This is a genomic window from Mucilaginibacter terrae (assembly GCF_031951985.1).
Classification (GTDB): Bacteria; Bacteroidota; Bacteroidia; order Sphingobacteriales; family Sphingobacteriaceae; genus Mucilaginibacter; species Mucilaginibacter terrae_A.
In genome coordinates this window covers 4212850-4225645 of record NZ_JAVLVU010000001.1, presented here as the reverse complement: position 1 = coordinate 4225645, position 12796 = coordinate 4212850, and the positions used below count along the sequence as shown (strand labels likewise).

7 protein-coding genes are annotated in these 12796 nt (G+C 44.7%); all 7 read right to left on the bottom strand.

Annotation, left to right across the window (positions count from 1 at the left end; all coding sequences use genetic code 11):
- Positions 1–4: 4 nt before the first annotated feature.
- The 7 genes from QE417_RS18015 to QE417_RS17985 all read right to left on the bottom strand — a co-directional run bounded on the left by QE417_RS18015 (position 5) and on the right by QE417_RS17985 (position 12786).
- Positions 5–1441 (bottom strand): sialate O-acetylesterase, encoded by a 1437-nt coding sequence (locus QE417_RS18015; protein ID WP_311951960.1) that lies wholly within the window; start codon positions 1439–1441, stop codon positions 5–7.
- Entirely contained in the window at positions 1441–3285 is a 1845-nt protein-coding gene (locus QE417_RS18010; RefSeq protein ID WP_311951958.1) for a six-hairpin glycosidase, read from the bottom strand. The genes QE417_RS18015 and QE417_RS18010 overlap by 1 nt, the downstream gene beginning before the upstream one ends.
- Before the next feature lie 21 nt (positions 3286–3306).
- Positions 3307–4215 carry a glycoside hydrolase family 43 protein gene (locus QE417_RS18005; RefSeq protein WP_311951957.1) on the bottom strand — a complete coding sequence of 303 codons (909 nt, stop codon included), beginning with the start codon at positions 4213–4215 and terminating at the stop codon, positions 3307–3309.
- Between the two features lie 130 nt (positions 4216–4345).
- Entirely contained in the window at positions 4346–5743 is a 1398-nt protein-coding gene (locus tag QE417_RS18000; RefSeq protein WP_311951955.1) for a glycoside hydrolase family 140 protein, read from the bottom strand.
- Between the two features lie 6 nt (positions 5744–5749).
- A complete protein-coding gene (locus QE417_RS17995) occupies positions 5750–8839 on the bottom strand; it encodes a DUF6298 domain-containing protein (protein WP_311951953.1) in 3090 nt (1029 codons plus the stop codon).
- Between the two features lie 79 nt (positions 8840–8918).
- The gene (locus tag QE417_RS17990; protein ID WP_311951951.1) at positions 8919–10580 is read right to left on the bottom strand and encodes a polysaccharide lyase; all 1662 of its coding nucleotides are present in this window, start codon (positions 10578–10580) and stop codon (positions 8919–8921) included.
- A 382-nt stretch (positions 10581–10962) separates the two neighbouring features.
- A complete protein-coding gene (locus QE417_RS17985; protein ID WP_311951949.1) occupies positions 10963–12786 on the bottom strand; it encodes a RagB/SusD family nutrient uptake outer membrane protein in 1824 nt (607 codons plus the stop codon).
- Between the last annotated feature and the right edge of the window lie 10 nt (positions 12787–12796).

Below are 12796 nucleotides of genomic sequence, written 5' to 3'. Positions count from 1 at the left end.
AATATCAATTAGCGGGTTTATAGTTTAGCGGATTATCGGTGCGGAAAGGCATTGCCGGTAAGCCGTCTTTATTGTAAAAATTAGGTTGAGCGGCCTCGTCCCATGCAAAACGCACGGCTACGGGCTTTTTCACTTCGGGCGATGATAGTACCAATACATCATCTTTAATCATCACATTGGCAGGTACAAATTTTTTATCGGCACCGGCAATCACAAAATGGGTTAAAGGTTTGCCATCACTGCTGATGAGCCCTTTACCTACATGATCGAATTTAAGTACTACCTGGTCGCGGTCTATATCCATTTTTGCGTATACAGGGCCCGAATATTCGGCTTTAGAACCATAGCTTTTTGCCAAAGCAACCAACGCTAAACGGCGACCAATTTCCCACTTAAACGGCGGGTGAATATTTTTTACATTGTCGTTTAAATCAGTAGTTACAATCATGCCCGTGCGGGGTATTTGTAATACCTGTACCTGCGCTTCCCTAAATTCGGGCAGGGTTTCGGTGGTGAATTTTTTATCCTGTGAATTTGTATAGGGTGCCAGTTGCACATAGTAGAACGGCAGTTTATCATTATTCCAAAGCTTGCGCCAGCTGTTAATGAGCACCTGCATTTTGTAGATGTAGCTCATGGTTTCGCCCACGTTACTTTCTCCCTGGTACCATAAAAAGCCTTTAATGGCATATGGAGCCAGCGTCTCTATCATAGGATGATAAAACTTACCCGGATCACCATCTACCTTAATGGTTTTAAAATAAGGTTCCGAATTGAATGCTGTTTCGTTAATCCACGGCTCAATACGGCTACCGCTTACGGCCGATGAAATTACGCCGATAGGAACTTTCAGTTCAGCATAAAGCTTTTTGCCGAAGAAATAACCTGCTGCCGAAAACGCTCGTAAGGCCGAATCCTGTGCTATGCTCCAGCCGCTATGGGTTGAATCGGGTTTGGGCTGGCGTTTCCTGTCCACCAAAAAAATACGTATGGCAGGGTTGTGCGCGCGCTCCAACTCATCAATAGGCGACTTATCGCTACTGGTATCGGGACGGGCAACCTTGCTGTTCTTGCGCATTTCGTACTGCATATTGCTTTGGCCCGAGCATAACCAAACTTCACCAACTAAAACATCGGTCAATACAATTTTATTTGTACCCGAAATGGTCAGGTCGCGGCCTTTGGCTGATGCTTCCATCGGTTTCAGATACACCTTCCATCTACCACCGGTATCGGGCGTAACGGTTTTGGTTTGACCTGCAAAACGTACGGTCACCTTTTCCCCTTTGGCAGCAGTACCCCAAATGGGTACGGGCTGGTTGCGTTGCAATACCATACCATTACCCAAAATTTTAGGCAATATCACGGTAGCATTGCTACTTAATGCACTCAAGCAACCGGCCAATGCTAAACCAAAAGCTATGTAATATCTCCTGAGCATTAGTTACCTTTTGTAGATAATGATTTAATATAAAATGTGGCTTTCTTAGACTTTTCGCCCGCTTTTGGCAAATCGTAGCTTTGATCGGTTGGGGTATCGGCATCCGGAAAACGACGCACATCGCCCGTACGGAAAACAATTTTATTAACGCTGGTTAACGGTGCAAACATTAATGATAACGACAACTCTTTGCCGTTCACATTCATGGTGTAAAAGCGGTTATTTACATTCATTTTGAGTTTAATGTGATACTCTTTACCTGCTTCGTACTTCATGAAGTTTTTATAGCGATAGCCGGCCTTTCCCTTAAAAACACCAGCAGAATCGAACGCTAAACGAATACCGGCCTGACCTTTGGCATCCTGGAACTCTATATCTAACTGGCCATTGCTGTTTTGAGCCGGAATAACGGTAAACTCGGCTTCCAACACCTTCGATTCGGGTACAATTCGTTCTGCTTTTGCATAATCAAAAGGGTCCCAATCTTGCAGGGTGAGGCTTTTAGTACCATCAGGGGCTTTATCAATACTTACAGGAGCCCATAAGCCGCTGTTATAGTTCCATTTGTCAAGTTCTTTACCGGCTGGTAATTGGGCAAAATTATCGTTAGCATGACCGGAAGCTATTTCGGTTAAAGGTACCGGTACTGATGATACCCAGATGTCTTCCTTGTTCATGCTGTAAGTAACCCACATTTTACCATCCGGAGGCACACCGTTGCCTTCAATAATACCACGCACATATTGAGGACCGTACGATTTGTAGTTACCGCCGTAACGCATGGTTGATATTTCGCCGTTGATGAGCAGCAGGTTGGTATAATCTAAACCATCCTTACTCACTGAGGCGGCCAGCGGCCAACGGAACTCCGAGGGATTGTATACTGTGGCATACTTGCCGTCGCTTGTTTTTTGTCCCCAAATTTTAGCAGCAGCATTAACAAAACGTGGCGCGCGCGTGGCATTAGGCCAGGTTTTGCCGCCGTCTTTACTAATAGCGGTTAAGGCGTTCTTCCATAAGCCAACCACGCGACCATCAGGCAGGTGGTAGTAGTTGAACGCCTTATATTCTTTATGCAACGGAATAATCGGGTCTTTACGGTCGGTTTCCTCAACCCATTGCATCATCATCAAAGAATTAGCCATTAACTCATCACAAGCTTGTACAAACGCCTTGTTCTTACTTTTTTTGTAGAAAGGGTATGAGGTGTTGCTCTCGTTCCATTTGGGATTGTAATGTATAAAATAGATAGGTCCGTATTTACCATCAGGCAATACCTCGCGTACTACACGGCCAATACCCTGCCCATCATTCGGGTCATCTTTTTGGTTTAAACAAATTCCGTAAAAGCCTAATACCAGCAGATGGTTTGATTTTGATGTGTAAAAACCCATACGCTGGTGCATTACAGCCATTAAGTCTTTAGCTACACCTTCATGGCCTTCTTTACGGGTACCATCGGGCACTTTGTATTGAGGGAACACCACCACAGGTTTAGTCCAGGTGTTGCCGTCTTTTGAGGTGACTACCAATGTTTGTCCTGGCGGAATGCTCTCCCCTACCTTATCGCTCAGGTATTCTACATAAAATGTATTTTTCCAGTAAGCCAGCATGGGCGCGTGGTTGTAAGTGAAGCCAAAGCCATCAGCCTCCTCAGGATGCTCGCGGTTGGCACGAAAAACCTGTTGGCTATGCACGCCCACAACCGGAGCCAGTTGCCCGTTATGGTAATCAACATTAGCTACGGTTGTACCACTGTAATGCACAGTGTCCTGCGCTTGTACAGCCAATGCCGAAAGCAGTGCGGTTGCCGTAAAAATATATTTGGTATTCAATAACTTCATAAAAACTTAAAAGGGCGTGCATTACTGCACACCTGTTTCTTTCTTTAAATTATTTAACGTTTTTGTGGTCACCTTAAATATGGTACCGTGCTTATGCCCTTCGGGGACGGTAACCTTGTCTGATACATCGGTAAAGGTTTTAAAGTCGGTGGTTTGCATAGCCCCGTATCTTTTTAAGCGGTACGAGTCATAATAAATGAGCCAGTTATCGCCCACCTTAGTAGCGTTCGGCCCTTCCGAAAATAACTCCGTAAACCGGTTACTGTAATTACTGTAAGGCCCAAGCGGGTCGTTGGCAGTAGCTACTAATATGTTGCGGTTAGGGCGGGTATTGTCTTTCATCACCAGCACATAATCTTCATGACCGCGTTTCAATATCTGTGCATCAATTACGCTAAAGCCGGGGTCGAGGAATAATTTGGCCGGGGCGAATGTTTTAAAATCGGTTGTGGTGGTGTAATACAGGCGATGATTGTTGTTGGCATCCTCCTGCCCATTAGGAAAACGACCTGGTACACATGATGCCCATACGATGATGTATTGCTTTTTCTCATCGTCAAAGAAAATCTCAGGCGCCCACACATTTACGGTAGTTGGCTCGGTAGCCATAATGTTGATGTGCTGCTGAAGTGACCAATGGATAAGGTCTTTTGATGATGCGTAACCGAAACCTTGGTCGCCTTTCCAACCGGTGGTCCACACCAAATGGAAGGTGCCATCGGGGCCCTGAACAATGGATGGGTCGCGCATGATTTTGGCATCGCCAGCTTCGGGCTTCAGGAGTACATGTTTAAAGTCGTTCCAGTGATAGCCATCGGTACTGTATAGCATGCGCAAGCCTTCGTCGGCCGGTTCGTGGAATGAGGTGAAGAGGTATACGTTTTTTTTGGAAGCGCATGAGGTGATTAACAGGATAAATACAATTGTCATTGCGAGGAGTGATAACGACGAAGCAATCCCAGCACGCTTAGTTGCACGAGGGGATGCACCTCCGCCTAAGGCGGATCGCAATGACAAATAATTATTTTTTCTTGAATTGAGCATCCTCTCCGTCCCTCTTTTAAATAGCATCCAAAACCAACACCCAATCATTACCATTCTTAGGTTCTCCCGGCGGGTTAAAAGCTAATGTTTTAGCTTTAGCCTGGGTAATCCCAGCTGTGGTAACACCCGTACGCGGGTTAAACCACGATGATTTGATTTTAGTACCCGGCAAGCTGGTTGTATTTACCGAAAAGTTTTTACCATTATAAGTATAAATAAAGGCGTAGCTTTTACCGCGGGTAGCCAGCAGGTAGTTGTAGCGGGTACCTTGTTTGCCGGCAATAAGTGATTGGTCGGGCACACGGTCGAAATATGAACGTGATAGCATCAGCTTTTTGATATACACCATTTGCTTAGCACCAGGATCGTTGATAGACTGGTACCAGTATTGTTTTGAACCGTATGCACTGTTCTTATCGGTTGGTTTGTGCATTTGCATTACATCGTTATTACCGTAGGTGTAACCGCAACCGCCCGCAAAAACCGACCAGTAACCGTAGCGACGCACATCGGCAGCCGTCCAGCGTGGAAGCTTTACGTTATGCAGTCCCCATGGAATTTTCTCATATGATGGCTCGGCATCAAGGGTAGGCTTGATGGGAGTTTTGTTGTAATCAACGTTTACGTATTTCCAGTTATCCTCGCCGTATTTAAGGTCTTTTTTAGAGGTGTCCTGTGCGTAAGTACGGTGACCAGATTGGAAAGTATTAAAGTCTAACCATTGCTCGTTATGAAACCAGGTTGATGATTGGGTACGGCCACGTGGGTGGTAGGTAATCAGTTTATCGGGGTTACTCTCGCGCAAAGTTGCACCAATAGTGTTCCAAACTTTGGTCGAATCGCTACCTGCAATATCTCCTCCGTTCATCCAAATGATGTTGCTGCGGTCTCTATAGCGTTTGGCTAAAAAGTCGGCATATACTTTGGCCTTATCAGCCGGAACATCATGATTTTTTGATTTTACTACCGAGCCCCAAACGGGCACCAGTGCCATGTAAATGCCTTTTTTGGCGGCGAGGTCAACTATATAGTCAACATGGTCCCAGTAATCGTACTCTGTGGCGTTGGCCGGGTTGCTACCCTCGGTTACTTTGGGTTTGGCAATATTTGATGCTACCAAAGCCGAATCGCCATAAGCATTCACCTCTTTTATGTCATGAATAACCATTACCTGTATTACGTTGTAGCCTTGTTGCTTGCGCGTTTCAAGGTACTTTTCGGCTTCGGAACGGTTAAGTTTGGCAAACAGTAACCAACCGGTATCGCCCAGCCAAAAAAATGGCTTTTCGTTACCGGTCAAAAAGTAACGGTGATTGGCCGATATTTTAAGTTGAGGCAACACAGCCGGGCCTTCGGTTACAAAGGCCAAACCTATTACTGCTAAAAGTAATATGCAGATGACTTTTTTAGACATAGTATTTTAAATTCGTTTTAACCACAGCACAACCGGGCCATTGGCAGGGCTTTGTAAAGCAGTAAGCTTTGCTCCCTTTTGTTTACTTGTTGATATGGTTTTGCCTGTTTTGGTATCTATCCAGTTTACTTCATAATTGGCATTTGCATCTACAGCAGGTGTAGCAACGGTAGCAGTGTTGCTGTAAATAATGAAACCTTTAGTAACATTACCTAATGCCCATTGATCTTTAGGATCGCCATTTAAAGTCACAATTTTCATGGTCGAAGCATCGGCCAGTAACCGGGGATCAACCGCTGCCGGAAGATTAGGCAACGAACCACCAGCCATGAATGCCGCCCAGCCAAAACGGTCAAATCCGTCGCCCGAGTAAATCACTGCTTTGTCGGGGTACTTTTGGCCATACTCGCTAACCGCGCGGTAAACCTGTTCGAAAGATGTAGCCTTAGGCTTAAACTGACGGGCTTGCTGACGCGGAGCCAGGTTTTGACCTCCGGCAGGAGCATACGCTTTGCCATCGGCCTGGTAGTGCCAGTAGCGGATATCTATAACATCCATTGCAGGGGCAAGTGCAGGGTTGGCTAATATAGCATCCTGTACATCTTTGGTGGTGCTGATGCCGGTAATTGCATTTTTACCTTTCTCTTTTTCCCACTGCTGTATAGTTTCTACCCAAAACTGGGCAAAATGCAACGGGCCGGTAAACTCGGCACTAATGAATTGGATCACTCCATTGTTATCGGCAAATGCATCTAAATTTTGGCGGATGAACGCTTGATGCAGTTTACGGCGAACCGGATGCGTTTCATCATAAAACTGCTCGGCCATAAACACGCGCTTATCGCCCGCGTAAGGCACCGGCTCGGGGAAACCTGTGTTATTGATATTGTTTACCGGTCGCCACGGGAAATCGGCATAATGCGCACCGGCTTCTATAATATTGTGCTGAAAATAGCTATGGTTAATTAATACCAGTCCTTTTTGATCGGCCAGGGTAGCAAACTGTTTTAAGCGGCTCCAATACCACTTGTTGTACGTGGTTATATCATACTTACTTAAACCGTCCCAAGCACTCTCTTTACCACTGCGGGCGAAAGGCACCTCGTAAAACGGAGGCCAAACATCACCATCAATACGGCGGATGCGCTCATGATCGTCGCGGCGGCGCTCATACCAAAGGGCGTAGTTTTGTTCGAAGCCTACGATATGCTTACGTTCCATTCCATCTGCCAGCTCATTTAAGTCGTCGGTTAAACCAGTACCCGTGCGGCCCGGAACCCAACGCGTGATTGCCGGTTTGGCATTCTTTTTCAAATAAACCGGGTCAACCGAACCATTCCACCATGGCGAATCCATGCGGGCACCGCTCAAAACGGTATTACCTCTAACCAACCAACCATTGCTTACTGCCATTTTGGGGGCTAAGGCAGGGGTAACAGGTTGTTTGAAGCCAAGTTGATCAATAGTTTTAGCGCCTGACGCATTTACAGCAATAGGGTTTCGTTGCGATGATTGCTCCACCCAATCGCCAATGGTTACGGCAGGCTTAACCGAGTTAGCGGTTAAAGCCATAGCCACCTCAACGGTTGGGCTGCTTGATGCTTCGCCCTCAAAAGGCAAAATATCTGATTGTTGTTTAGGCAAATCTTTACCTAAACGTTCTTTTAACTGTGCGTAGTAAAAACTGCGTGGGTTTATGGTGTTATTTGACTCTTCCCAGTAACCATCGCCCTGAAATTGAGCCCATGTACCGTAAGCCCAGTTTTGAGCGCCAGGTGGCTGATAACAATCTACACGGCCAGCACTGCAATTCCAAAACATACTATTGGCTGATGTCCACCCTGCGCCTTGTCCGTCTTGTCCGCGGTTTGCATAACTCAAGGCTTGGCCATCAATGTTAATTACATCAAACAGCACACCCGACGACCAACTATCTATAGCTCCGCTAAAGCTATGCGGCTGCCAGGCCTGGCATTGTACAAATGCGTTAGGACCAGGAGCACAATAGCCCACGGCAAAGTCATGATAACCCTGCTCGGCATATAAACGCTGGAACAACGTTTGCCCACCCATAGTATAAAAAGTATAACGGCGCTGTCCTCCTATTTCGGAAACGGGGGCAGTTGATTTACAATCCTGAACGGTGATGCGGTTACCTGTTTCTAATACAAAAACGGCCGAACCTGCAAAATGCTCAAATGCTACCTGGCGTACCCAGGCATCCTGAACATTCTCCATCGTGATGGCCATCCAGCGGTGTGCTTCGTCTTTAGAATTTTGAGCGTCGTAAGTTGATTTCAGTTTAAGGTTTTCGATACCAATATTGCTGATACGACCAGCCCACTGATAGCTACTTACTAAACCGCCGCCGTAAGCAGTATCCAAAGCTGTGGTAAGCGGTGCATCAATATTGATCTTATTACCAGATACAGCAGTTATGGTCCTGTCCCAGATCACATCACGCTCACCGGGTTTCCAGCCCAATGCGGTGATGCCGCCGCCAAAGTGGTCGGTTTTTAATAGTTCTATCCAGTTTTTGGTACTCGGGCGACGAATGAAGACATGGTCACCTACTTTATATTTCCCTGTTACATTGAATGAAGTGGCGTTAACCGGCACATAGGCATCGGCTATTTTAACAGTGTCGCTAATCTTACGGTCGTCTTTACCTGCAATTCTTATGAACGTTTCACGGTCGGTACCGGCGGCTATCAACGTGGTGCCATCGTTACCCATTCCGCTGCCACGTAAAACCACGCCCGATGATTTGAATTTCAGGCTTCCGTTTACTTCGTAAGTTCCTTTTTGTAGAAGCACAGCACCTTTAAGGCCACTTTTGTTAGCGGTTAAACCTGCTACATAATCAATTGCAGCTTGTATGCGCACAGTGGCATCGCCAGGTTTAACAGGCACCACTACTTTTACCTGTGCATCGGGTATGGGTTGTTCGGAAGCCTTGTAACCTGCGTACGAATAATCGGGAATGCGATCTCCTTTACCGTTAACCGCATAAACAAGTTTGCCGCTCTTTTCAGCGGCAACCGGAGGCTGGGGTTTAACTTTATTTGCTTTTTGGGCCCATGCGGGCGCGTGCATAAGCACGCACCCAAACATGCAACCAACCAAAACCTTAATGCCTTTATTTAAATTGGAATTACTTATCATTCCATTAAAGTTACTTAACTGGTGCTACACTTTTCTCACCTTTTTGAGCCAGTGTATTCAAATAAACTTCGATGTTGCTGTAACCTCCGCCATTTTTAGCCATAGCAGCCGAATCATCAGCATTTTTAGGATTTAAGCCGTGGGCAATTTCCCATGCATCAGGCAAGCCATCGTTATCACTGTCTTTGTAAGGAGTGCCTTTATAATCAGGGTAACCACCTACCTGGCTTGGATCGGTTATGATGCCGATCTTATACGAATCGATAGGTAAGCGACGGTGCTTAAACTGAGTTTCAGGTAATTTAACACCTTCTTTATATTCTATTTTACCTGTTGTAACCTGTTTAACAATTCGGGTATCAACCGCATCACGTACCGGCAAGGTTGCACCAGCATTGGCTAATACAAACGCACGGCCGGTTTTGGCATCCATTATTTTGGTAGCCGGCATTGGGAATGGCTTGTTCCACTTCATGTAGTCGGTATATTTACCGGTACCTTCCATTTCCTCACCTTTTTCGCCTTCTACCTGCACACCACCATCCCAGTTGTTGGCAGTTACTTTGGCATTGCCTTCCATAATGTTGCCATTAACGTAGCACATACCATATACTTTGTATTTTAGCTTACTACGGCCCGACTCCGGTTTTAAAATACGGTGACCCACAGGCTCATTTTTAGGCGTAGCCGGTCCGGGCTGGAAGTAGTTATTGATGATGTTGAATTTAGCAGTATAATCGCCGCCATCCATTGAGCGGTGTACCCAGTTAAATACCACGTTGTTTACAAAATTGTAAATACCGTTCCAGCCCACTGATGGGTTACGGCCGGTATTATCGGCCCAAAGGTTACGTACCAGCATGCTGTTTTCGCCACCGGTGGTGCTGCCAAATGCATGGTTCCAGGTATCTAATGATTCTGAATAAATACAGTTTGATATGGTTACGTTAACGGTACCTTTTTTCTCGTCCTTGCTGCCATCTTCAGGGTCGAACATGTGGCGATAGATCGACATGTTTTCATCTAAACCCCAGCTGGTTGAACAATGATCAATAATAATGTTACCCACCGGATTCCCCCCCAAGGCATCGTCACGACGGCCAACATTGGTTTCACCACGGCGGAAACGCAGGTAACGTAAAACCACGTCGTGCGTATTAATCCAAACCGATTCGCCCGCCACACAGATACCCATGCCCGGTGCAGATTGCCCCTGGATAGTGATGTATGGTGCACGAATAATTAAAGGTGTTTTGATGCGGATGATGCCCGATACGTTAAACACGATAATACGTGCCCCGCCCTGCTCACAAGCCCAGCGTAAAGTACCCGGACCACTATCGGCTAAACTGGTTACTACGTATACTTTGCCACCACGGCCACCAAATGAGTAAGCGCCACCACCTTCGGCACCCGGAAATGCTTTAATATCAGCCTGAGGTAAATCAGTTGGGCGTGATGCCCATGGAATGAAAGGTTTACCATGACGCATATCATAATCAACCTGCTTGTAAGCAATTTGCCAGGCAGAGTCTGACTTGCGTTGATTTTCTTTCATCATGGCTTCGCTTGCCGCTTTTACATCGGCAGGAATATCGGGGTACTGTGCCCATGCACTTTTGGTAGCAAAAGTTGCCGAACATAGTAAAGCCAGCAAAAACTTATTCTTCATTTTCAGTTTATTTGTATTGGTTATTACCGGTGGTTATGCTTATCGAACCACAGTTTATACCCCATGTGCAAAAGCTTTAAACAAACAAATTGCAGGAAACGTTGGTAATATTTGGTTTCTGATTACTTTATTCAAATATGCAATGAAGTACGGCGGATTTTATATAAAATATTAACAAACTATTATGAGATGTTAGCATTGCCCCTTTTACAGCCACTTTAGGAAGCTATATAGCAAACATGTTACAGTACCTGCAAAACAGCCGCATTTTATACTAAATGAGACCATTTAAGTGCAACTTGGTTTAGTTAAGATTATATAAACTTAGTAAACAAAAAGGGAGGCAAAAATGCCTCCCTCATATTAATTTTATTATAATTTACTATTTCAGCGGATCAAAGCTTCCGCCCCAACCTACTGTTTGTTCTAACTTAACGTTGTTTTGAATAGCTCCAACAGGCAAACCATAGAAATAGGTAGCAGCCGATTGATAGGCTATTGCAGAGTTATCTAAAAACTTAGTAGTTACCTTAAAGCTGGTAGTATATAAGTTATCAAAATTGGTATTAGCCGAAGCATCGCGCGAGCTTGCTATATAATCGGTGTAAGAATTGTTATTGTTTAACACAAAAACAACTGCCATTCTTCTCTTGCCATTAAGTACAGTTTCAATTAGTTTTCTGCGTTGAAGATCCCAGAAACGCTTACCTTCAAAAGCAAATTCAATTTGCCTTTCTTTCATGATAGCATCGATCATTTGCTGTTTGTTCATACCAGCGGTAAGTCCATAAAGGTTATCGGTACCAGGCTCAATACCGGCACGCTGTCTGATTGCTACGATACCTGCATAAGCTTCTTCGGCAGTTCCTAATTTATTTAATTCAGCAGCACATTCACCTAAGTTGAGTAATACTTCTGCATAACGAATCTCAATCCAATCAGTACCCGCAAACTGCAAATTGGTTTGGCTTAACGATGGATCGATTGCTTTACGCAAATACAAGCCACTGGCACTTGCATTGGTTTCTGTTGTTGTTAAGTTATTAGGGCTATTTTTGTTGTTTGAATAAAAATAAGTCCAAACACGGTAATTTGAGTTACCTACTAATGGCCAAAGGGCACCGTTATAAGCAATAGTTTGATCAAAACGAGGATCACGGTTTTTGTAGAAAGTTTGGGCTGTATATTGATACTTAGATGTAAGGGTATCTTTACCATCTTTCATTGGGAAAGCACGGGCCATGTCCCAGGTAGGTTGATTTGAACCACTACCAGTACCTATATAACGGGGAACCGTGTTGTTAGTATAAGTATTGTTGTTTTTACCGTTATCAGTCTGATTAGTGTTGTAACCGGTTACCAAAACAGACTCGATATTTTTTTCATTAGTCCACATGGTATAATCAAACTTGTTATATAAACCAAATCCGTTTGCTTTAAGTAATGTTACAGCTTTTAGATTAGCATCATAAGCTGCTTGCCAGCGTGTCACATCATTAGTGGGGTTAAATAATGGACTGGCGTAAGTTAACAATACACGTCCTAAAAATGCGGCTGCAGCTCCTGAGGTAATACGACCATAATCACTGGTATTAGGCCATTTACCCGGTAAGTATTTTACACACGAATCCAAATCACTTTTGATTAAGGCAAAAGTTGCAGCTGCATTACTACGCGGAAGTAACGCAGCTTGTTTTGCTTCATCGCCAACGGCTTCAAGAGGTGTAGTTACCAAAGGCACGCCACCGTAAACTTTAGCCAGCTCAAAATAGCGGTATGCACGCCAGAAGTATGCCTGCGCGTTAAACCTGCGTTTAACCTCCAAAGGCATTGTTCCACCATTTACATCACGGATGAACATATTAATACTACGTATTTTACCATAGTTGTTATTAGCGGCATTGGCTGTTGCTATATCAGTTACCGAAGCAATAGTAACAGACCCTCTTGTAAATACGTTATCGCCATATTGTTCATCTGTTAACGAACTTAAAGTTCCGCTGATTGAACCGCCTGAATTGCCAAACCAGCCGGGCTGATTTTGACTATACAGATAATCAACACTTAGTTTGGTTGTAACAGAATCATTATAAACCTGATCTACCTGAAACGTTCCAAGATCCTGTTTTTCTAAAACCTTTTTACAGCTTGTTGCTATAAGCGCAGTTGCGCCAAGGATTAATATATTAATGTTTAATTTTTTCATAACTCAAAAG

Excerpts from the sequence above, each read along its gene's own strand:
- QE417_RS17995 (WP_311951953.1), bottom strand. The coding sequence starts at position 8,839 with ATGCACGCGCCCGCATGGGCCCAAAAAGCAAATAAAGTTAAACCCCAG.
- QE417_RS17990 (WP_311951951.1), bottom strand. The coding sequence starts at position 10,580 with ATGAAGAATAAGTTTTTGCTGGCTTTACTATGTTCGGCAACTTTTGCT.
- QE417_RS18010 (WP_311951958.1), bottom strand. The coding sequence starts at position 3,285 with ATGAAGTTATTGAATACCAAATATATTTTTACGGCAACCGCACTGCTT.
- QE417_RS18005 (WP_311951957.1), bottom strand. The coding sequence starts at position 4,215 with ATGACAATTGTATTTATCCTGTTAATCACCTCATGCGCTTCCAAAAAA.
- QE417_RS18015 (WP_311951960.1), bottom strand. The coding sequence starts at position 1,441 with ATGCTCAGGAGATATTACATAGCTTTTGGTTTAGCATTGGCCGGTTGC.
- QE417_RS17985 (WP_311951949.1), bottom strand. The coding sequence starts at position 12,786 with ATGAAAAAATTAAACATTAATATATTAATCCTTGGCGCAACTGCGCTT.
- QE417_RS18000 (WP_311951955.1), bottom strand. The coding sequence starts at position 5,743 with ATGTCTAAAAAAGTCATCTGCATATTACTTTTAGCAGTAATAGGTTTG.